The organism is Psychrobacter sp. W2-37-MNA-CIBAN-0211 (assembly GCF_040309405.1).
Lineage (GTDB): Bacteria > Pseudomonadota > Gammaproteobacteria > Pseudomonadales > Moraxellaceae > Psychrobacter > Psychrobacter glaciei.
The window spans coordinates 22,392-44,170 of sequence record NZ_JBEOOU010000019.1; the positions used below are offsets into that span (position 1 = coordinate 22,392).

Below are 21,779 nucleotides of genomic sequence, written 5' to 3' on the forward strand. Positions count from 1 at the left end.
CGTTAGATATGGCTTAGCGCTTACCGTCTGCAATTTCCAATTGCGTTTTTCCGCTCCAATAGCGACTGAATTGATAAGCGACCCGTCCCGAGCGCCCACCACGTTCCGATGCCCAGCGTAAAGCATCTGCTCTTATATTGTCAGGCAGATTTTCGCCTGTTAAATCAAGGTCAATATCAGTATCAATACTGGCTGAAATCCTCTGTTGCTCTAAATCCAGATAGTGCTGAACGATATGCAGATAAGTCTGCTGATCCATGGGATGAAAGGTCAATGATAAGCCAAATCGATCCGATAACGACACGGTTTCATCAATGGCTTCATAGGGGTTGACTTCATCCGTCTGCCCATTGTAAATATCAATATTGTCTTTCATCATTTGCGGTAGCAGGCGACGGCGATTACTGGTGGCATAGACCAGCAGTTTGTCTTGCTCAGAGTCTAGCGAGCCATCAAGCACGCTTTTTAGGGCGCGATAACTCTCGTCTTGACCATCAAATGCCAAGTCGTCACAGTAGACCACATAGCGACAACTACAATCTGTGGGCAGCTTATTGATCGCTGCACGAATCTTGTCTAACACTTGTAGATCATCACGAGCAATCTCAATAATGCGCAAGCCTTCGCTATGATAAGCTTGTAGCAAGGCGCGAATCAGTGATGATTTACCTGCACCGCGTGTACCCGTCATCAGCACGTGATTGGCAGGGTAGCCTTTTAGGAACTGGCGCGTGTTTTGTACCAGTTTCGACTTTTGTGTGTCGATACCGTGTAAATCATCCAAGCTCAAGAACAGATTGACCGCTAAAGGTTTCAAATGACCGGTGCGTCCACCGACCCAGCGATAAGCAAGCTGGCTCGGATCAATCTCGATGGTTGGCGTGACTTGCTCTTGCAGGTATTGACTGAGGAGGTCTAATAAAGGTGCGGGCAAGGCATAATCAGCAGATGGATTGGCTGCTTCGGATGAGCAAAAAGGCTTAGATGAATTGGCTGGTTGCGACATAATGACTCTAACAGTTAAGGGTGCGTTTAAATTAGGAATAGCGGTTTGATAAAGGCTTCGCCATATCATGAGAAACTGGTCATATGAAAAATAATACCATGGAAAATAGTGCCAGTAATCTGTCTATTATACAAGCGTTGCAATCTCAAGCCGCGCAGTTATTGCCGCTAATTACTTACGAGTTGTCATCACGGCAGTATGATGAGATAGCGCATCAGCGTATCAGTCAACAAAGTAATGGTAGCGAGACGAATTATCAAGGCTTAACCCGCGCTCAGCATCCAGAGTTCGGTAGCGTGATGATTAAATGGCAATTGAGTACTGATACCAATCAAAACTCCTTTGACTTAAATCACGAAGCCAACGTTTTGAAGTCTTTAATGGCTTTAGCAAAAAATAAAAATAATATGACCGCTATTGCTCCATCCATCCTAGCCTATGACAATCCAACCGTTCAAATATTAGAGCAACCTCATTACTTAACGATAGTTGTCATGCCTTATTATCCTAGTGGTAGCTTGGCAGCTCAGATTAATTCTCGCAATCATTCGATATTAAGCACTCAAAGAAAGCATCACTTCATTGTGCAGTCGGCCCATCTTATCGCCGATTTACATAAGACTGGCTGGCTACATAATGATATAAAGCCCAGTAATATTTTGCTAGATGGTTTGTTACCAAATAGTGCGGATAATAGCAGTGTAATGCCTGATTTACTGTTGACCGATTTTGCCTTAGCGCAGCGCTGCAACGCAATAAGTGTGGAAAATCCTGCTGGCACGCCAGCGTATCTCGCACCTGAGCGTTGGCAAGGGCAGGGCGCAACGGTGCAAAGTGATATCTATGCATTTGGGATAATGATGGTTGAGGTATTAATGGGCGTGCGACCATTTAAGATAAATAAACAAAGTAGCGATCCAATGATTGACTGGGCGACGCAACATTGTCAACAGCCTATGCCAGCTTTGCCGCTAGAATATAGTCGCTATCAATGTATTATTAATAAAGTGTTAGCGAAGCGGGTAGAGAAGCGGTATCAGAGTATGGATGAGGTGTTGGAGGGTTTAGAGCATTTGTGATAATAGATAACCAAACTCCAGACACAAAAAAACCTGCTAAAAAGCAGGTTTTGATATTTGGTCTAAGATGTACTATCCGAAAATGGTGGGGCTGGAGAGACTCGAACTCTCACACCTTGCGGCGCCAGAACCTAAATCTGGTGCGTCTACCAATTCCGCCACAGCCCCATTTTCGTTACTCTATCATTATTAGCGTTTAAACTCAAACACAACATAGATAGTTAACTGATTCGGTAGTGCGTCTCAGTGGTTGGCTATTATATAGAGTTTGAATGGTTTGACAAGCCCTTTTTGCAATTATTTTTAATTATTTAACGATTATTTCTAATTTATATAATAAATAATTGATTTTACTGGAATTATTAATTTAATGATTTTGCGCTTTTATTACTCTTTGGTCTGCGTTTCTGCTGCTGACATATCTAACTGCTGTAATTTACGGGTGAGCGTATTACGTCCCCAGCCGAGTAAGTTGGCAGCCGCTATCTTTTTGCCACCGCTATGATTGAGTGCCGCTGTAAGTAACACTCGTTCGAACTCAGGCGTTGCCGTTTGCAAGATGTCAGTTTCGCCTGTTTGTAGCGCTTGTTTGGCCCACTCTGCCAATGCCTGCTGCCAACTTGGATTTTTAGCGATGTTTTGAGTTTGGATGTTTAAATTATTGCTATCTATATTGGGGTTATGTGAGCTATCACCGTTGTGCTGTTGGTTGTACTGATCAAATTCAGACGAGGATGACGTTTGTTGTGGCTGCAACTCTGTGTTTGCTGGCATCGCTTCAAGCAGCTCTGGCGGCAAGTCATCAACCATGACTGTATCTCCGGTTGCCATGACCGTTAGCCATAGGCAGACGTTCTCAAGTTGACGAACATTACCGCGCCAGTCAAAGGCTTGCATAATCTGTAGCGCAGCAGGCTGTAGCTGTTTTAAGGCGGTGTTCATTTGCTTAGCAGCTCGTTGCATAAAATAACTGGTTAAAGCAGGAATATCTTCGCGGCGCGTCCGTAGTGGTGGCAGCGGTAGACGAATGACATTGAGACGATAAAATAAATCCTCACGGAACCGACCTAGTTTGACCAGTTCTTCCAAGTTTTGATGGGTGGCAGCAATGATGCGCACGTCCACTTTGACCGGTTGCTGTCCGCCCACACGGAAGAACTCACCGTTTGCCAATACCCGTAGCAGCCGCGTTTGGGTGCTAAATGGCATGTCACCGATTTCATCCAAAAATAACGTACCGCCATCAGCTTGCTCAAAACGACCTTGCCGTGTCGTCGTTGCACCAGTGAACGCCCCTTTTTCGTGACCGAATAACTCCGACTCAATCAAATCGTGCGGAATCGCGGCCATATTGAGGGCAATGAATGATTGCTGGTGACGCGGTGAATGCTGATGCAGGGCACTGGCGACCAGCTCTTTCCCTGTGCCTGATTCACCGGTAATCAAAACGGTAATGGGTGAGTGCGCCAATCGCCCAATCGCACGAAACACTGTTTGCATCGCTTGTGACTGACCAATGATGCCGCTGGGATTGTCATTGGCTTGTGTATCAGTTTTGATCTCAGCTTTGTTTTTAGTCGTCTTATGGGCTTTGGTGGCTGTCTTAGTGTTATGAGTGGCTTTATTTTTACTAATGGACTTCGTATCTGTCTCAGGCGATTTATTTGCAGTTGTTTTGGCATCCGACTCATTTGGTTGATCTATTTTCGCCATGTCTGGTTGAAAATTAATCGCTTTATAAATCGTAGCGACTGCATCATCTAGGTCAAACGGCTTCGGCAGATATTCAAATGCTCCTGTCTGATAGCTATTGATGGCAGAGGTCAAGTCTGAATGCGCTGTCATGATGACAATCGGCAACGCAGGGAAGTGCTTATGCACCCAGTCGCTAAAAGACAAGCCGTCCATCATTGGCATCCGAATATCAGTCAATATCACATCCGGTAGCTGCGTGGCTGACTCGCGCTGCTGCAAGATATCATTGAGGCGTGTCCATGCTGCTTGTGCTTGGGTAAAGCTGATGACCGTCAACCCAGCATCTTCAAAAGTATCCGCCAACACCAAGCGCAACGCTGCATCGTCATCGATGAGCCATAAGGTCGCAGGGTTGTCAGCAGGCGCATTATTGACCGTTACTTTCATAGCTTGGTTATTAAGTGCTTGGTTATTAAGTGTTTGGCTGTCAGATATTTGATTACCAGACATTTTATCATTCGAGCCTTGATTGTCGCTGTTAGATTTAAGGTTGTCGTTATATGCAGTCATGTATCAGGCCTAATGAGCAAGTGATTCAGGGTTGTTGTTTGATAGGTTCAGCCATGATTTTTACGCATCGGTTGCGGGCTGTTTAAAGGGTAAGTACAGCGTAAAACGAGTCTGACTGTTATTGTAATTATAACTGGGATTAGAATTTGGGTTAGCGCTTTGTGCTTGATTTGAGCTGACGTCAATCATACCATGATGGCAGCTGATAATATCTTGCACAATCGATAAGCCAAGACCAGTACCAGCGGCACGACTGGTCACCATCGGGAAAAATATCTGCCCAATCAGCGCTGCATCTATCCCTGAGCCGTTATCTGTAATGCTAACTTGCAAAGCTTGTTTGTGCTGTTGGCTGCCAATCGTATGTTGGAAGGCAACACGCGTTTGAATATGCAGTTTTGGTTGATAGTTTTTCTCAACCTCAAGATTACTATGCAAAATATCTGAAGGTAATTGATCAGCTTTGGCTGGCGCGTTTTGTTGAAGTGTCTGCTCAAACTCAGTCATTGATTCACAGGCATTGTTAATTAGGTTTAAAAACACTTGAATCAACTGATCTTTATCAGCGCATAACTCGGGTAACGACAAATCATAATCACGTTGCAGTGTAACTTGGGGGTACTGATTGAGCACTAAGGTTAAAACATGCTCAAGTGGCTCATGAATGTTAAGCATTTGCCAGTTTGGTAGCTGATTGGAGCCAAGAAACTGTCCGATAAGATGGGTTAAGCGGTCTGTCTCCGAGATAATGATATCGGTATAGCTGCGGAGCTTCTGCGCTGTTTTTTGCAACTGCCTATCGCTATTCTGCGCTGAATTTATATCGCTAATAGCAGGAGACGGAGGGTTATGTAAAGCAGTCGCCTCGCTGAATTTGATAAATTGTCGCTGTAATAGTTGTGCCGCGCCGCGAATACCTGCCAATGGGTTTTTGATTTCATGGGCAACCGAACGCAGCATATGACGGGCAACATTATATTGCTGCTGCTGACGTTGCTCTTCTGAGATACGGCTTTGGCGGTCTTTACCCCACATCTCAATGATAAAGTAAGGTTGCTGCTCATAGATGACAGGCGTCACGCTATAGTCGATTGAGAGCGGTAAGTTGCCATTGAGTGGGGTTCTGATGATGTGATCATGATCGATAAAGGGTTGTTGATATTGCTTTGCTTGATGAAATCGCTCGGTCAAGGCGCAGTGATTATCCAATTGGTCAGAGTTCAAAGCCAGCGCATCGCGCTCGTCGAGCTTTAATTCATCGGTTGCGAGCAGGGTCAATATTGACTGATTGAGCAAGCGTTCACTGCTGATGGCTAGTAGTTGTTCAGCTTGGGCATTTAGCCACGTAATGACTAGCTCGTCATTGACCCACAAGATAGCGGTGAATAAATGCTGTGATATAAAGGCTAAGTCAGGAGTCGGTTTGGCGGTTGTAAAATCAGCTGTCATTGTCAGTGCCTAATATTGTCAGTGCCTAATAAAGAATAATACTGAACGTAATATTTAACCATAAATCAATACACTAGCGCGGCAAAACTGGTGATTATCACAAAAAAAACGTACAATGCGCTCAGCCAATTTATCTCTAGCAAGGTCAGCCATGCCCAAAACTTCTATCGAGTCTATTAATACGACAATCGTAACATCCTCGTCAGCGTCTATTGCTCCAAAAGACACTGCCACCCTCTTTAATCCTGCCAAGCCGACAGCAACGCCTGCGCAAAGCTCGACGGATAGCAGTGAACCTTACCATCATAAAGCCAATCACAATCAAAACCGTAGCATTGAGCAAAGTAGTGAGGTTACGACAGCCAATGCGACTGCCACGATGCCTGTTAGTGCCGCGCCAAAGATTGGTTTTGTATCATTAGGTTGCCCAAAGGCACTAGTGGATAGTGAGCGTATTATTACAGAATTGAGCCGTGATGGGTATCAAGTTGCCAGTGATTACGAAGGTGCCGATCTCGTCGTGGTCAATACCTGCGGCTTTATTGAATCTGCAGTGCAAGAATCATTGGACGCCATCGGTGAAGCCATTAGCAAAAACGGTAAAGTGATCGTCACTGGTTGCTTGGGTAAAGAAGCGGACAAAATCCGCGCCATGCACCCAGCCGTGCTAGCCGTGACCGGTGCGCATGCGTATGACGAAGTGATTACGGCAGTGGCGCAGCATGTACCCAAGCCGAACCGCAGTTTGGACGCAAACTATGACCCAAAGATAAATTTAATCAATGAGGCGGGTATCAAATTAACCCCAAGCCATTATGCTTATCTAAAAATATCGGAAGGCTGTAACCATCGTTGTACTTTCTGCATTATTCCAAGCTTGCGCGGAGATTTGGTCTCGCGCCCGATTGATAATGTCATGAACGAAGCCATGGCGCTAAAAAACGCTGGCGTGAAAGAGCTGCTAATTATTTCGCAAGATACCTCTGCTTATGGACTGGATTTGAAGTATAGAACCAGTTTTTGGAATGGTATGCCGCTCAAGTCAAAGTTTTATGACTTATGCCAAGCATTGAACGATTTAGGTATTTGGGTGCGTCTGCATTATGTCTATCCGTATCCGCATGTGGACAAAGTCGTTGAGTTGATGGGCGAGAAGAAATTATTGCCTTATCTTGATATTCCGTTCCAACATGCCAGCCATCGCATCCTAAAGGCAATGAAGCGTCCAGCGCACAGCGAAAACACCTTGGCGCGTATCAAAGCGTGGCGTGAGATTTGTCCAGACATCGTTATTCGTTCAACGTTCGTCGTTGGTTTCCCTGGTGAGACGGAAGAAGATTTTCAATGCCTGCTTGATTGGTTGGTCGAAGCTCGCCTTGATCGCGTCGGTGCCTTTACTTATTCAGAAGTCGAAGGCGCAGTGGCTAATGATTTGCCAGATCACGTCCCTGAAGCCGTCAAGCAAGAACGCTATGAGCGTTTCATGGCGCTACAGCAAGACATCTCAGCACAGAAGCTGCAAGAAAAAATCGGCAAAACCTTGACGGTATTGGTCGATGAGATTGATAGTGAAGAAGGCATTGCGATTTGCCGCAGCTACGCTGACGCCCCTGAGATTGATGGTCATGTCTATGTTGATGATATCAATGCACAAGTCAAAGTCGGACAATTCCTCACGGTCACGATTGATGATGCTAGCGAATACGATTTGTTTGCCAGTTACCAAGGTTAGATGAGTGCTATTTAAATGACCGCTATAAAGGTTAAATGACTACGATAATATGTGAGTGAAAATTGCCCAATGGTAGGCAGTTTTTGCTACAATTAGCGCAATTTAGCCTTTTTACATGCCTGCCATCACGTATGGCGGTATAAGCGAGTTTAAAGGCTAACTGTATTTGTGTTTTACCGATGATTTTAATTATAATTTAACGAAACTATAGTTTAACGAAATAAGGTGACCTCATGTCTGACAAAAACCCGCGTTACTCTCGTATCTTGCTGAAACTCTCTGGTGAAGCCTTAGCCGGTAGCAAAGACATGGGTATTGATACCGAAGTGCTCGATAAGATGAGTTTGTCTATCGCGCATTTGCGAGGGCTTGGGGTACAAGTCGGTATCGTGGTCGGCGGTGGTAACTTATATCGCGGTGCCCAGTTACAAAAAGAAGGCTTGGTTGGTCGCGTCACCGGTGATCAGATGGGTATGCTAGCGACGGTCATGAACGGTCTGGCGATGCGTGATGCCCTTGAGCGTCGCAATATCAAAACGCGTTTGATGTCAGCTTTGCCTATTGGAGAAGTGACCGAAAGCTATAGCAGTCGCAACGCCATTCGCTACCTAAAAAATGGCGAAGTGTGTATCTTTGTCGCAGGTACGGGCAATCCTTTCTTTACCACTGATACGGCTGCTTGCCTGCGCGGTATTGAAATCGAAGCGGGCTTGATTCTAAAAGCCACCAAAGTAGACGGGGTTTATGACAAAGACCCAAGCTTACATGACGACGCAGTGAAGTACGACGGTTTGACTTTTGATGAAGTATTAGAACAAAAGCTTGGCGTTATGGATTTGACCGCGATTGCTTTATGCCGTGAGCACAACGTGCCGCTACAAGTGTTTGATATGACCAAACCCAATGCTTTATTGAATGTCATCATGGGCGAAAATGAAGGCACACGAGTTTTTCATTAATTCATATTGATACAGCGGTCATTAGCACTATTATGGCAATGGCAATAAATAGCTCACTGGTTTAACAGTTAATACCTTAATAATTAACAACAATGAATGATTTGTCGATAGCGATAAATAAGGATACATGATGATCAAAGAGATTAAGCAAGACGGCGAAGCACGCATGCAAAAGACACTGGAAGCGCTTGAGAGCACTTTTAGTAAAGTTCGTACGGGTCGTGCGCATCCAGGTATGTTGTCAGGTGTGATGGTCAGCTATTACGGTTCTGATACAGCACTTAATCAGGTAGCCAGTGTGAACGTTGAAGACTCACGTACGTTACTTGTTCAACCGTTTGACCGTACTATGGTACAAGCGATTGATAAAGCCATTCGTGAAGCAGATCTGGGTTTGAACCCAATGACCGCTGATGTGATTCGTGTACCGATGCCAGCATTGACCGAAGAAACGCGCCGCGACATGCAAAAGCTTGCGCGTGGAGAAGCAGAGAACAGCCGAGTCTCTATCCGTAATATCCGCCGCGATATGATGAATGACATCAAAGAGCTGGCCAAAGAAAAAGAAATCTCAGAAGATGACGAGCGCCGCGCCAGTGATGATATCCAAAAAATCACTGACAAATATATCGAAACTATCGATAAAAGTCTGACCAAAAAAGAAAGCGATTTGATGGACGTTTAAGCACTGTCTTTGATTTATTTTTTATCAATAAAAAATAAATCAAGCGCTTAAAAATTAAGTTTTTTGATGCAGACAATATCATAATAATAGACAGCTAATGGTCAATCACTATTGGCTGTCTATTGCTATATGGATTGTGATGACATAAGCACAGAGTTTTATAACGTTTCTTTAATAGCTCGCAAATAGGCCTTAACAGTTTACAAAAATGGTTTTCCAATCCTCATTAGCTCTAGACTGGTTTATGATAAGTTTATGAATCTTAAGCATGACGCTTTTTTAATGCGATAGAGCGCGTTATGATTGTTTTACCTCAATACATTATTTTACCTCAACAATAAGTCGTATCGCCCATGTCTACTCCCACCGTTTTGGCTCCTGTACTCATTCCTCGTCATATCGCCATTATCATGGATGGTAATAATCGCTATGGTACAGCCAATGCGCTCGGCAAAGGCCAAGGCCATGTGGCAGGTAAAGATGCGCTAGATCCTATCGTGGAGTATTGTGTCGACGCGGGTATCGAAGTATTAACAGTATTTGCTTTTTCCAGTGAAAACTGGCAACGTCCCCCTAGCGAGGTGGCGCTATTAATGCAGCTGCTAACATCGACCATTCATGAGCAGATGCCGCGTATGAATGAGTACCGAATTCGCTTGCGTTTCATCGGTGATCGTAGCCAGCTTAGTCATGATTTACAGACATTGATGGCAGATGCAGAAGCAGAAACGGCTCATTTTGAAGCCATGACATTGGTTATTGCCATTAGTTATGGGGGGCAGTGGGACATCGCCAACGCCGCAAAACAGCTGGCACAGCAGGTAGAAGCCGGTGAGTTGCGCGCTGCAGAAATTGATAAAGAAATGCTTGGTAACTATGTGCAATTAGCCGATGCGCCTGCAGTTGATATGTTGGTGCGGACGGGCGGCGAGTACCGAATTTCTAACTTTTTATTGTGGCAATCAGCTTATGCTGAGCTGTTCTTTACCCAGACATTATGGCCGAACTTTACTGCCGATGAGTTGGCAGCGATGGTAGCAGAGTTCGCTCAGCGCCAACGCCGTTTTGGCAAAACCAGCGAGCAGATAGTGACAGAGCAGCAGCGCTAAAGCCACTGATTTAGTCAGGATCGAGTGGTTCATGATGACTTGATTCATTATTAAATCTGTAGCATATTCGCTGGCATTTATTGACGAAATACAGTCACTGTTTTGAAACGTGTGTATTCGAAAAATCTATCAAGCCATTAATATTACTTGCTTGTGCAGTCACAAACCGCTTTAATTGGTCTCAATCGCCATTAGTAGGCTATTGTAGATTAGCTACTATATAAGACACTTTTATATAAGGCACTTTTTGACCAGACATTTTTCATTATTATAAGGTTCGACAAGTATGTGGCAACGAATTAAAACGGCAATCGTTCTCGTTATTATCGTTGGTATTGCAATGTTTGCGAGCCAAACCCCTATCTTGTTTGCCCCATTATTGGCCATTGGCGTGATTATCGCGGCGCATGAATGGACAAAGCTGATGCCAAAGTGGCGCCAGCCTGCGGTGTTTGTGGTATTGGTATTGGTACTGACTTTAGTTTCGCTGATGTTCAAAGTAACTTGGCTGTTTTGGTGGGTGGCTTCACTCGCTATATGGTTGATGGCGCTATCTTGGGTCAGGGTATTCCCGACGCACACCAATTGGTACGGAAAGAAACTAGCGTTGATGGGTGCAGTTATATTGACCGCATCGATTACGGCTATGTTTTATTTGTGGCAGCTGTCAGCATGGTGGCTACTCTACGTATTCTTACTGGTTTGGTGTGCGGACAGTGGTGCTTATTTTGTAGGTCGCAAGCTCGGTCGCCGAAAAATGGCACCGAACGTCTCACCTAACAAGAGCATGGAAGGGTTGGCTGGCGGTCTTGTGACTGGTCTGCTAGTTGTGGTTGCTATTAGTGTCTTCAAACTGCAATTAACTGGTGTACCGTTAATCGCATTTGTGTCGCTATCAGCCATCACTATTCTTGCCTCTGTACTCGGTGATTTGTTTGAATCAATGCTCAAGCGCCGTGCTGATGTGAAAGACTCAGGAACGATTTTACCGGGGCATGGCGGGATACTTGACCGTATTGATTCGCTATTGTCTGCCACGCCAATATTTGCGCTTGGCTTTTGGGCGATACAGCAGCTGGGTCTCATCGTCGTTTAAGAGACTGATGCAGGCTCATTGATTTGCTGAGTCTGATTTGGCGACTGGTTTTTGCCAACACCTTAGTTTTATCTATTATAATAAAGCATCGACATGATCTAGCATCGATATAACTAGCATTGATGCTTTGCTGTTATTCATACCTTATTAACTCTCCTGATTTTTTATTTAAATTTTAACAGTAACAATATTGTGGGCACCGATGGTTATGACGCAACGCATCGCCGTACTAGGCGCAACAGGCTCGATTGGCGATAGCACGCTAGCAATTTTGGCGGCGCAACCGCTCAATTACCAAGTCTATGCGCTATCAGGCTACCACCGCTTAGACAAATTGTTTGCGCTTTGCCAGCAGTTTTTGCCCAAGCGTGTCAGCGTGCCGACAGCCGCAGTCGATGACTTTGCCAAACGCCTCAGCGCGGAAGGTCTCAATATCGATGTGGTAGGCGGGGCAGCAGGGCTGGTCGATATTGCTACCGATACGCAAACTGATACCGTTATCGCTGCTATTGTTGGCGCAGCTGGCCTGCCTTCTACTTTGGCCGCCGCACGGGCAGGCAAGCGTATTTTATTGGCAAATAAAGAAGCGTTGGTAATGGCAGGTCAGGTAATGATAAATGCCGTTAAAGCGAACAATGCCACCTTGCTGCCGCTCGATTCTGAACATAATGCAATTTTTCAGTGTCTGCCGCTCGCTATTCAACGAGATAACACTCAAATTCATCAGCCAAACCATGGTGTCCGTAAGCTATGGTTAACCGCATCTGGCGGGCCATTTTTGCAGCAGTCATTTGCTCAGATGCAGCAAGCGAGCGTCGCTGAAGCCGTTAAACACCCAAACTGGTCGATGGGGCAAAAGATATCGGTCGATTCTGCAACGATGATGAACAAGGGACTTGAGTTGATTGAGGCTTGTCATTTATTTGATTTGCCTGAAGATAAGATAAATGTGGTCATTCATCCACAAAGTATCATCCACTCAATGGTAGAATATAGCGATGGCAGCTTTTTAGCGCAGCTCGGCAGCCCAGACATGAAAACTCCGATTGCGCATGCGCTCAGTTACCCTGATCGTATCGAAAGCGGCTCGCAGCCTTTAGACTTGTTTGCGCTAAGTGCTCTACAATTTATTCAGCCTGATTTGCAGAAGTTTGCGTGTTTGCGTCTTGCCCGTCAAGCCATGCAAGCAGGCACACAGGCAACGATTGTGCTTAACGCTGCTAATGAAATTGCCGTTGCTGCATTTTTGAACGGTCAGATTTGTTTGACGGATATTGCTGATATTAATGAGCAAGCCTTAAATGACATACAGGTACCACCATTAAACGACACGGCTGACATAGAAGATATATTAACAATTGATAAGATAGCGCGCCATCTTACTGACAAGCTTGTGGCAAAGTTGGCATAATCATGGCAAGAGTTTCTTAGGGTCTGTTGAACATTCAAATATTAGGACTGCTGATCGCTAAAACCATCCCAAACTAGGCGTAAACCGACGATAATGTCGAGACCTTAGCTAGGTTTACAACAACGTTTGGGATGGTTTTAGTAGCAGCCCTAAGTATACAAGCAGGGGCAGGACTATTTTTTGCCAATATATGGCGAAATTGTCTACCCTAGAATGACTAGGCGTCAAAAATTTCACTGCATATTGTCTAAAAAATAGCCACTGCCAGTTCCACATTTGAATGTTCAACAGACCCTAGTTTAAAAGTGATATTAATAGAACATGCTAAGAGAAAATACTGAGAAAAGATCATGACGTTTTTATTAACGCTCCTTGCGGCAATATTGGTCTTAGGTCCGCTTATTGCCTTACACGAATGGGGGCACTACATTGTAGCGCGACTCTGCGGCGTTAAAGTATTGACCTATTCTATCGGTTTTGGTCCCAAACTCTTTGGCTGGACGAGCAAAAAGAGCGGCATTGATTATCGTATCTCAGCGCTGCCGCTGGGTGGTTATGTCAAGATGCTGGATGAGCGTGAAGGCGAGGTAGCCAAAGATGAGCTACATTTGGCCTTTAATCGTCAGCATCCGCTAAAAAAGATTGCCATCGTTGCCGCTGGCCCTATCATGAACTTTGTTATCGCGATTGCGTTGTTTTGGGTGTTATTTATGACGCCATCAGAGCAGTTGGCGACGAAGATTGGGCAAGTACTACCTGATACACCAGCGGCTATAGCACAGCTGCCCGTTGGTGATAAAATCGTTGCGATTGATGGTCATGAGGTGCAAACGTGGGAAGGTATTAATTATCGCCTTGCTGGACGGATGGGCGAGACTGACAACGTTAGTATTACCTTGCAATCAGAGTCACAGGCTTCCAATGCAACGAAGACTTATCAAGCACCCGTTAAAACCTTTATGCAAGGCACCTCGCAAGGTAAAGACGCGCTAACGAGCTTTGGCATGCTACCATGGCAGCCAGATATTGAACCTATCGTTGGTGATTTGAGTGCTGATGGTGCTGCCAGTCGGCAGGGGTTAAAAGTCGGTGATCGCATCACAGCTATCCATGATACAGAAATCAAAGATTGGATTAGTGCTACCCGTATCATCCGCGATAATCCTGAAACACTGCTCAATTTTATGGTTTTGCGTGACGGAAAATCCGTTCAATTACAGATTATGCCGCAAGGTAAAAAAGACAATCTAGGTAATGACTTTGGACAAATTGGTGCTATGGTAGCGCAGTCTGAGATTGTCATTCCCGATGCTTATAAAGCCACTGTCGTGTATGGTCCTGGTGAGTCATTGGTTAAGTCGTTTGAAAAAACAGAACAGTTGGCAGTGATGACAGTTAGCTCAATGGGCAAAATGCTCTCAGGTATGATTGGTCTGGACAATTTATCAGGGCCTATTACGATTGCTAAAGTCGCCAAACAAAGCTTTGATATCAGTTGGCAGATGGTATTGTCCACCGCTGCTTTGATTAGCCTGAGCCTCGCCGTACTCAATCTTTTACCGATTCCAGTGTTAGATGGTGGTCATATTGTGTATTATCTCATAGAGCTGATACGTGGTAAGCCTCTCTCGGAAGGGATACAAATGGCAGGGCTAAATATCGGCTTACTCTTGCTGGCAGGTTTCATGGTGTTAGCAATTGGTAATGATATCAGTCGGCTGTTTTGATAGACTACAGAGCAGCCTAAAGGGTAAGCCGCGATACACTAATGGTTTTGCGCGTATCTTGCGCTGATTATTGGTAGGCGTGCTGCGCTCTTTTGTATCGCTGTCTCTGTACTAATCGTAATTTTTAGTTTATTTTATGATGCGTTTTATATAAAGTGTCCTGAGTCTCCCGCGAGTGAGCGAATGATTTCACTCGGATTGGGCTAGACAACATGTGCTTTTTAACTTAACTTCAGCAAGTTTTTTATTGACGGATAGTGTTTATGCGTACGCCTTTATTTATGAGCGCGGCAGGGTTGCCGTTAGTTGTAGCGATGATGAGTATGCCTGTACAGGCGGCAGAATTTGTGGTCACTGACATCGGTTTCAATGGTTTACAACGCCTAACTCCTGATAGTCTCTATCCGGTTTTACCTATTTCGGTAGGCGACACGGCGAATGATAGTAGTCTGGCAGCCAGTATTAAGGCGCTATATGCGACTGATAACTTTGCCGACATCCAAAGCCGTGTCGAAGGCGGTCAGCTACGATTTGATGTCGTTGAGCGTCCAATTATTGCTGAGGTCAGTTTCGAAGGTAATAAGCTCATTCCAAAAGAAGGTCTAGAGCAAGGACTTGGCAACGCTGGTCTGTCAGTCGGTAGTGTGCTTAAGCAATCGACATTGCAGGGCGTCGCCAATGAACTACAGCAGCAATATATTAGCCAAGGTTATTACAATAGTAATATCGAAGTTGATCAAACGCTACTGGATGGCAACCGTGTCAAGCTTGATGTGCGCTTTATCGAAGGTAAGCCTGCTAAAGTGGTTGATATCAATGTTATTGGTAACACACATTTTAGTGACGAAGAGATTAAAGACGTTTTCGCTGTCAAAGAGTCGTCATGGACACGTTTGCTGTCTAAGTCTGATCGCTACGCAAAAGAAAAGCTGGCTGCCAGTTTAGAGAATTTGAAAGCGCTGTATCAGAACGATGGTTATGTGCGTTTTAACGTGGATAATGCGGTACTCAATATCAGTGAAGACAAACGCAGCGTCTTTATCGAAGTCAGCTTGAGTGAAGGCGAGCAATATCAGTTTGGGGAAGTGAATTTTTTAGGTAAGCCGACATTTGAGACCAATGAGCTTAAAGAATTGGTTACTTTTGAGCAGAATGAAAAGTATTCACAAGCCAAGCTTGATGCCACGACTGCTTCTCTAAAGAGCCGTTATGGGAATGAAGGTTATTATTTAGCACAAATTCGACCAGTGCCGCGTATCAACGATGATACTAAAATGGTCGATGTCGATTATTATATCGATCCAGCACGCCCTATCTATGTGCGCCGTATTAACTTTACGGGTAATACCAAAACTCAGGATGTGGTACTGCGTCGTGAAATGCGTCAACTGGAAGGCGCACTCGCCTCTAGCGAAAAAATTCAGTTGTCACGTACGCGTCTGATGCGTACAGGTTTCTTTAAAGCAGTCAACGTCGATGTCAAGCCAGTACCCAATCAGCCAGACCAAATGGATGTGAATTTCACGGTTGAAGAGCAGCCTTCTGGTAGCTCAACGATTGCTGCCGGTTACTCGCAAAGCGGCGGTGTTACTTTTCAGTTAGATTTGACGCAAAATAACTTTATGGGTACGGGTAACCGCGTTAAAGCAGCGTTATCACGTTCAGAAACCCGCGATTCTTATAGCTTGGGTTATACCGATCCGTATTTCACCGAAAACGGTGTTTCTCAGGGTCTGAGTGCCTATTATCGCGAAACCAAATATGATGACAGAAACGTCAGTAACTATGTCACCGATTCTTATGGTGCTACGCTGAACTATAGCTATCCTGTCGATGAAACCAAGCGTGTTAGTGCTGGTCTAAACGTTGATAATACCTCAGTACGTGGTGGTCGCTTCCTTGGTGTATCAAACGTACAACAGATTATCGATGATGGTGGATCGTTTGAAAACTTTACTGGAGACTTTGAAGGTCGTACTGGCTTCAAAAACGACTATCAGACCTATAACTTGCTGTTTGGTTGGGATTACAGCACTTTAGATCGCCCAGTATTTCCGACCAAAGGCATGAGTCATACGGTTGACGCGACCATTGGTCTTGGTGATGCCAATTATCAAAAACTCGTTTATCAAGGCAATGTGTACTATCCACTTTATAAAGATCTAGTCGCACGTGGTTATACCAAGCTCGGTTATGGCAATGACTTACCCTTCTACGAAAACTTTTATGCTGGTGGTTACGGCTCGGTGCGTGGCTATGAAGCGTCAACACTAGGTCCTAAATCACAAGGTTATTTTGACGCGATTAATAGTGACAGCCGCTTTAAAGACGAAGAGGTCGGTGGTAATGCCTTGGTCAGCTTTGGTAGTGAGCTGATCTTACCAATGCCATTTAAAGGTGATTGGGCAGATCAAGTGCGCCCAGTGCTATTTGCTGAAGGTGGTCAAGTATTTGATACCACGAGTAAAGAAGATCGTACGTTTATTGACCCTAATACGGGTGACCCGACTAAGAATTCAGATGGCAGTGAAATAAAGCTATTAACGCAAGATAATGACATGCGGTATAGTGCGGGTGCAGGTGTGACTTGGTATACGCCAATCGGCCCAATTTCACTGAGTTATGCCGTACCGTTCGGTGATAAAGAAGGTGATGAGACTGAGAAAGTACAGTTCCAGATTGGTAGCACGTTCTAAGTTGCCAGCGCTTATTAGCTTGGTTTGATGGCTTATATTAAGTCAATATTATAAATCAATAAAAAATCTGATCTCCATAGGTCATCGAGTTGATGTTTCAACTTGATGACCCTTTTATTCATTCTAATGTTAATGCCAACTATGATAACGATTGAGCAACTTATCACGCGGATTGAGCAGCGTCAGCCTATCATTAATAAGGCTGATCTTAGCGCTGAACAGTTACAGCTGACACTCAACAGTGTTGGTAGTTTAACCACTGCTAATGATGCACAATTAAGCTTTTTGGCAAATTCTCATTACGTCTCTAGCTTGACCAACAGTCAGGCAGCGGCAGTGTTTGTCACTGCTGAATACCGTGACCAAGTACCAGCAATGTCGATAGCACTGGTAGTGGCAGCGCCTTATTTAGCTTATGCGAGTGCCAGTCAACTATTTGCTCGTCAAACGCCAAAGGTTGGTATCCATCCTAGTGCGGTCATTGCGGATAGTGCGATCATTGGTGAACAGGTCAGTATTGGTCCGTTTTGTGTGATTGGTGACAATACGAGCATTGGTGCGCGTAGTCGTCTTGATGCCCATGTGGTCGTCGAACCCCACAGTACTATTGGTACTGATTGCCTCATCAAGTCGCAAGTCGTCATCGGCCATGACTGTATTATTGGCAATCATGTTAGGCTGCATGCTGGCGTCAGCGTAGGGTCTGAAGGCTTTGGTTTTGCCCCAACCAGAGACCCGAGTATTACGGGCTGGGAGCGCATCGCTCAGCTTGGTCGTGTGATCATCGGCGACCATGTACGTATTGGTAGCCAGACCTGTATTGATCGCGGTGCTATTGATGACACGGTAATTGGCAATCATGTTATTATTGACAATCTTGTACAGGTTGCCCATAACGTGCACATCGGTGATGGGACGGCTATTGCTGCCCACACGGCAATAGCGGGCAGCACGAGTATTGGCAAACGCTGTGTTATCGGTGGGGCAGTTGGTATCACTGGTCATATTGATATCACCGACGATGTGACGTTGTCGGGAATGACCATGGTGACCAAGTCCATTAAGGTCGCAGGGTCATATTCCTCTGGAACAGCTGCCATGCCGACTGCTAAGTGGCGCCGTGCCGCTGTACGCTTTCGTCAGCTCGGCAGTGAATAATGCCTTACAAGTTCGTCATCCATAAATTTTTTAACATAGCTTTTAACATACAGCTTTTTTAATATAGCAAGGAAGCGTCATTATGAGCAGTACCCATATCGATATCCCATCCGACGAAGACATCAAAAGCTTAGCGGAGCAAGGTCTGACGTTGCCGCTAACCTATCATACGCTCAAGCATTATTTACCACACCGTTATCCTTTTATGTTGGTAGACAAAATTATCGCTTGTCAGCCTGGGGAATGCATTACTGGTATCAAAAACGTGACCATTAATGAAGAATTTTTCAATGGCCATTTTCCTGATGAACCGATTATGCCAGGGGTATTAATGGTAGAGTCCATGGCGCAAGTTTCTGGCGTATTAGGCTTTATTAGTGCCGGATTGACTGCCGAAGATGGCTATCTATATCTGTTTGCAGGGGTGGATAAGGTGCGTTTTAAGCGCCGCGTCATTCCTGGTGATCAACTGATTATCCGTGCCAAAACGGTTATGCAAAAGCGCGGTATTTATAAATTCGATTGTACGGTACATGTTGAAAATGAGCTTGCTGCGAGTGCTCAAGTCATGATTGCCCGCCAAGAGCAGTAGTTTATCTTCACCATCTTGGAATGAAGACTGGTTCAATCGTTCAAAGACTGACGCTTATATCGGCGATAGTACTAACCACTAATCATTATAATCTGAACGGGTATTGGCTTAATTTATAAAGTTAAATTGGTTGTATTTGTTTTACTATTTACTTGCATCAGATGATACAAAGGCCTAAATTATGAGTCAGATCCATCCAACAGCACTCATCTCACCGTCCGCTCAGATTGATGAGACTGCTATCATCGGTCCTTATTGTATTGTTGGCGATGAGGTGACGATTGGTGCCTATACGACGCTGCATCGGCATGTCGTCGTGGCAAGACTTACCCGTATTGGCAGCCACAATCAGTTTTATCAGTTCGCCAGCATCGGTGAAGATCCACAGGATTTGAAGTATGCAGGTGAGCGTACTTGGCTTGAGATTGGCGATCATAATACCGTTCGAGAAGCTTGTAGCTTACATCGTGGCACAGCCCAAGATGGTGGACTGACCAAAATTGGTAGCCACAACCTGATGATGGTTAATACGCACATTGCTCATGACTGCTTGATTGGTGATCATAACGTATTGGCTAATAATGTTGGCATCGCAGGCCATGTAACGATTGGCGATCATACGATTATCGGTGGTAACTCAGGTATTCATCAGTTCTGTACCGTGGATGATTATAGTTTGGTGGGCGGTGCCAGTTTAATCTTAAAAGATGTAGCAGCCTTTACTATGGTGTCTGGCAATCCGGCAAAAACTCATGGCCTCAATGTAGAAGGCATGCGCCGTAAAGACTGGTCTAAGCACACGATTGACATCTTACGTCAAGCGTATCGCACGATCTTTAGATCAGGCTTAACGACGGCTCAATCGCTTGAAATTCTAAAGCAAGAGCTATTACCGAAAGAGCCAAAAATTCAGCTGCTTATTGATTCTTTACAAAAAAGTCGTCGGGGTGTCGTTCGCTAGTCAGGTGATAGATAGTGTACGGATAGAAAGTTAGAGCATTACCTTGTCGAAGATTCGATGAACCAAACGGTTGTTAAGTAGTCATAAACATAAAAAGCCATAGCCAATTGTTATGGCTTTTTATGTTTATGACTACTTGACTTTTTTGGTCGCTTAGCAGAAACTGAGCGTTTACGATATTGTAAACAATTCTTTCATAATGTTGCTAGGCGCGTCACATTGAAGCGTTGATTAGATAGTCTGTGGTACGGAGGACTATTTAAAATAATCATGGAAGATTATAAGCGACATTAATTGAAGCACGAGGACAGAAAAAATGGCTATCAATAAACAAGAACATGCACAGTGGAGCTCAAGTTTTGGCTTCGTATTAGCAGCGGTTGGTTCAGCAGTAGGTTTAGGAAACATATGGAAATTTCCATATATGGTTGGTGAAAGCGGTGGTTCAGCTTTTGTTATTGCTTATTTATTCTGTATCGCGCTGGTAGGTTTTCCTATCTTAGTTGCTGAATGGTTGATTGGTCGTCGTGGGCAAAAAAACCCAGTCAATACTTTTGCAGACGTAGCCGCAAGCGAAGGTAAGTCACGCAGTTGGGGTATCGTTGGGGCCACTGGTATTTTGGGCGGCTTTTTGATCCTATCTTTTTATAGTGTGATCGGTGGTTGGGCGCTCAATTATATTACTAAAGTAGGTACGGGAAGTTTTGTAGGTCAAGATAGTGATTCTGTCGCTGCGACCTTTGATGCCATGCTCGCTTCAGCTGGTACGCTGACGATTTGGCATACCGTATTTATGGCGTTGACCGCTTTGATTGTTGGTATTGGTGTGACCAAAGGTATCGAAACCACTGCCAAAGTTTTAATGCCGCTACTAGGTGTGATTTTATTTGTCATCGTTGGTTATAACGTGATAAATGGTGGCTTTGGTGAAGCAGTAGCTTACCTATTTACGCCAGATCTTAGCAAGCTGACCGCTGACGTTATGCTTGCAGCTTTAGGACATGCTTTCTTCACGCTATCTATTGGTATGGGTATCATGGTTGCTTACGGCTCATACTTGGGTCGAGAAGTGAATTTGCTTAAGACCGCACGTACCGTGGTTATTTTGGATACGGTCATTGCCTTAGCAGCTGGTTTAGCTATCTTCCCAATTATCTTTAGCAATGGTCTTGATCCTGCTTCAGGTCCTGGTCTTATCTTTGTGAGCTTGCCGATTGCTTTTGGTAGTATGGGCGCAGGTACGATCATTGGTACTTTATTCTTCTTACTCATTACTTTTGCTGCTATTACCTCATCTATCTCATTACTTGAGCCAACGGTTGAGTTTTTAGAAGAACGTACTTCGATGAATCGTACCGTATCAACCATCGTTGCAAGTACAGTGATTTGGTTATTGGGCATCGCCGCTTTATTATCATTTAATCTATGGTCTGAGTTTACGATTATGGGCAATGGTATTTTTGATGCCTTGGACAAAATTACCAGCAAATTCTTATTGCCATTGACGGGTCTGGCGGCGATTATTTTCCTTGCTTGGAAAATGGATCAACGTACTATTCAACAAGAGCTTGGCTTATCGAATGGTGCTTGGCAGCTTTGGCAAATTGTCGCTAAGTTCGTAGCACCAATTGCCGTGATCGTGGTATTTGTAACCTCGTTAATGGGCTAGTACTGATTAATTAGAAATAATAAAAGCAACACACTAAAAAGGGCTTAAGATAATTCTTAAGCCCTTTTTGTATTTAGGTGTAATGGACATTATTCATGCTGGCGTAGGGTCTAACGCTATATACTGTCTATATTTGCAAGGAATCAACGCCATGAATCAAAAAACTGCCCTTTTTGTAGTGATAA

The 21,779-nt window shown here is 44.5% G+C and carries 16 protein-coding genes and 1 tRNA gene; 13 read left to right on the forward strand and 4 right to left on the reverse strand.

Annotated features, from left to right (window positions below; translation table 11 throughout):
- Positions 1 to 13: 13 nt before the first annotated feature.
- Positions 14 to 1,006 carry an ATP-binding protein gene (locus tag AAEY72_RS13600; protein WP_352310964.1) on the reverse strand — a complete coding sequence of 331 codons (993 nt, stop codon included), beginning with the start codon at positions 1,004 to 1,006 and terminating at the stop codon, positions 14 to 16.
- 83 nt (positions 1,007 to 1,089) lie between these two features.
- Between AAEY72_RS13600 and AAEY72_RS13605 the strand changes: the two genes are divergently transcribed.
- Positions 1,090 to 2,085 (forward strand): serine/threonine protein kinase, encoded by a 996-nt coding sequence (locus tag AAEY72_RS13605; RefSeq protein ID WP_352310966.1) that lies wholly within the window; start codon positions 1,090 to 1,092, stop codon positions 2,083 to 2,085.
- Positions 2,086 to 2,168: 83 nt separating this feature from the next.
- Here AAEY72_RS13605 and AAEY72_RS13610 read toward each other — a convergent pair.
- The 3 genes from AAEY72_RS13610 to AAEY72_RS13620 form a co-directional block, all read right to left on the reverse strand.
- Positions 2,169 to 2,253: transfer RNA gene (locus AAEY72_RS13610), tRNA-Leu, on the reverse strand.
- Positions 2,254 to 2,472: 219 nt separating this feature from the next.
- Entirely contained in the window at positions 2,473 to 4,290 is a 1,818-nt protein-coding gene (locus AAEY72_RS13615) for a sigma 54-interacting transcriptional regulator (protein ID WP_502945384.1), read from the reverse strand.
- Positions 4,291 to 4,410: 120 nt separating this feature from the next.
- The gene (locus AAEY72_RS13620; RefSeq protein ID WP_352310970.1) at positions 4,411 to 5,799 is read right to left on the reverse strand and encodes a two-component system sensor histidine kinase NtrB; all 1,389 of its coding nucleotides are present in this window, start codon (positions 5,797 to 5,799) and stop codon (positions 4,411 to 4,413) included.
- A gap of 151 nt (positions 5,800 to 5,950) precedes the next feature.
- Here AAEY72_RS13620 and rimO point away from each other — a divergent pair, with 151 nt between their 5' ends.
- From rimO to AAEY72_RS13680, 12 genes are all read left to right on the forward strand, one after another.
- On the forward strand, positions 5,951 to 7,531 hold the full coding sequence (gene rimO, locus AAEY72_RS13625) for a 30S ribosomal protein S12 methylthiotransferase RimO (RefSeq protein ID WP_194619055.1): 1,581 nt from the start codon (positions 5,951 to 5,953) through the stop codon (positions 7,529 to 7,531).
- A gap of 233 nt (positions 7,532 to 7,764) precedes the next feature.
- The gene (gene pyrH / locus AAEY72_RS13630) at positions 7,765 to 8,490 is read left to right on the forward strand and encodes a UMP kinase (RefSeq protein WP_010200240.1); all 726 of its coding nucleotides are present in this window, start codon (positions 7,765 to 7,767) and stop codon (positions 8,488 to 8,490) included.
- Between the two features lie 130 nt (positions 8,491 to 8,620).
- Positions 8,621 to 9,175: a ribosome recycling factor gene (gene frr / locus AAEY72_RS13635; protein WP_010200239.1), complete on the forward strand. Its 555-nt coding sequence runs from the start codon at positions 8,621 to 8,623 to the stop codon at positions 9,173 to 9,175.
- 353 nt (positions 9,176 to 9,528) lie between these two features.
- The gene (gene uppS, locus AAEY72_RS13640) at positions 9,529 to 10,284 is read left to right on the forward strand and encodes a polyprenyl diphosphate synthase (protein WP_352310973.1); all 756 of its coding nucleotides are present in this window, start codon (positions 9,529 to 9,531) and stop codon (positions 10,282 to 10,284) included.
- Positions 10,285 to 10,570: 286 nt separating this feature from the next.
- Complete coding sequence (locus AAEY72_RS13645; protein WP_010200237.1) at positions 10,571 to 11,380, forward strand: phosphatidate cytidylyltransferase; 810 nt, start codon at positions 10,571 to 10,573, stop codon at positions 11,378 to 11,380.
- 202 nt (positions 11,381 to 11,582) lie between these two features.
- Complete coding sequence (gene ispC, locus AAEY72_RS13650) at positions 11,583 to 12,791, forward strand: 1-deoxy-D-xylulose-5-phosphate reductoisomerase (RefSeq protein WP_352310975.1); 1,209 nt, start codon at positions 11,583 to 11,585, stop codon at positions 12,789 to 12,791.
- Positions 12,792 to 13,141: 350 nt separating this feature from the next.
- Positions 13,142 to 14,518, forward strand: coding sequence for an RIP metalloprotease RseP (gene rseP / locus AAEY72_RS13655; RefSeq protein WP_352310977.1), 1,377 nt, complete (start codon positions 13,142 to 13,144; stop codon positions 14,516 to 14,518).
- A 263-nt stretch (positions 14,519 to 14,781) separates the two neighbouring features.
- Positions 14,782 to 17,214, forward strand: coding sequence for an outer membrane protein assembly factor BamA (gene bamA, locus AAEY72_RS13660; RefSeq protein WP_189580608.1), 2,433 nt, complete (start codon positions 14,782 to 14,784; stop codon positions 17,212 to 17,214).
- A gap of 141 nt (positions 17,215 to 17,355) precedes the next feature.
- Positions 17,356 to 18,372: a UDP-3-O-(3-hydroxymyristoyl)glucosamine N-acyltransferase gene (gene lpxD / locus AAEY72_RS13665; RefSeq protein ID WP_352310979.1), complete on the forward strand. Its 1,017-nt coding sequence runs from the start codon at positions 17,356 to 17,358 to the stop codon at positions 18,370 to 18,372.
- Between the two features lie 82 nt (positions 18,373 to 18,454).
- Positions 18,455 to 18,964 (forward strand): 3-hydroxyacyl-ACP dehydratase FabZ, encoded by a 510-nt coding sequence (gene fabZ / locus AAEY72_RS13670; protein WP_189580613.1) that lies wholly within the window; start codon positions 18,455 to 18,457, stop codon positions 18,962 to 18,964.
- A gap of 181 nt (positions 18,965 to 19,145) precedes the next feature.
- Positions 19,146 to 19,925, forward strand: coding sequence for an acyl-ACP--UDP-N-acetylglucosamine O-acyltransferase (gene lpxA / locus AAEY72_RS13675; RefSeq protein WP_189580617.1), 780 nt, complete (start codon positions 19,146 to 19,148; stop codon positions 19,923 to 19,925).
- 316 nt (positions 19,926 to 20,241) lie between these two features.
- Positions 20,242 to 21,594 carry a sodium-dependent transporter gene (locus AAEY72_RS13680; RefSeq protein WP_352310982.1) on the forward strand — a complete coding sequence of 451 codons (1,353 nt, stop codon included), beginning with the start codon at positions 20,242 to 20,244 and terminating at the stop codon, positions 21,592 to 21,594.
- The last annotated feature ends 185 nt before the right edge of the window (positions 21,595 to 21,779 follow it).

Bases quoted from the DNA above. Each gene is read 5' to 3' on its own strand.
- pyrH (WP_010200240.1), top strand. From the start codon at position 7,765: ATGTCTGACAAAAACCCGCGTTACTCTCGTATCTTGCTGAAACTCTCT.
- fabZ (WP_189580613.1), top strand. From the start codon at position 18,455: ATGAGCAGTACCCATATCGATATCCCATCCGACGAAGACATCAAAAGC.
- AAEY72_RS13615 (WP_502945384.1), bottom strand. From the start codon at position 4,290: ATGTCTGGTAATCAAATATCTGACAGCCAAACACTTAATAACCAAGCA.
- AAEY72_RS13600 (WP_352310964.1), bottom strand. From the start codon at position 1,006: ATGTCGCAACCAGCCAATTCATCTAAGCCTTTTTGCTCATCCGAAGCA.
- frr (WP_010200239.1), top strand. From the start codon at position 8,621: ATGATCAAAGAGATTAAGCAAGACGGCGAAGCACGCATGCAAAAGACA.
- lpxA (WP_189580617.1), top strand. From the start codon at position 19,146: ATGAGTCAGATCCATCCAACAGCACTCATCTCACCGTCCGCTCAGATT.
- uppS (WP_352310973.1), top strand. From the start codon at position 9,529: ATGTCTACTCCCACCGTTTTGGCTCCTGTACTCATTCCTCGTCATATC.
- ispC (WP_352310975.1), top strand. From the start codon at position 11,583: ATGGTTATGACGCAACGCATCGCCGTACTAGGCGCAACAGGCTCGATT.
- AAEY72_RS13605 (WP_352310966.1), top strand. From the start codon at position 1,090: ATGAAAAATAATACCATGGAAAATAGTGCCAGTAATCTGTCTATTATA.
- lpxD (WP_352310979.1), top strand. From the start codon at position 17,356: ATGATAACGATTGAGCAACTTATCACGCGGATTGAGCAGCGTCAGCCT.
- bamA (WP_189580608.1), top strand. From the start codon at position 14,782: ATGCGTACGCCTTTATTTATGAGCGCGGCAGGGTTGCCGTTAGTTGTA.
- AAEY72_RS13620 (WP_352310970.1), bottom strand. From the start codon at position 5,799: ATGACAGCTGATTTTACAACCGCCAAACCGACTCCTGACTTAGCCTTT.
- rimO (WP_194619055.1), top strand. From the start codon at position 5,951: ATGCCCAAAACTTCTATCGAGTCTATTAATACGACAATCGTAACATCC.
- AAEY72_RS13645 (WP_010200237.1), top strand. From the start codon at position 10,571: ATGTGGCAACGAATTAAAACGGCAATCGTTCTCGTTATTATCGTTGGT.
- AAEY72_RS13680 (WP_352310982.1), top strand. From the start codon at position 20,242: ATGGCTATCAATAAACAAGAACATGCACAGTGGAGCTCAAGTTTTGGC.
- rseP (WP_352310977.1), top strand. From the start codon at position 13,142: ATGACGTTTTTATTAACGCTCCTTGCGGCAATATTGGTCTTAGGTCCG.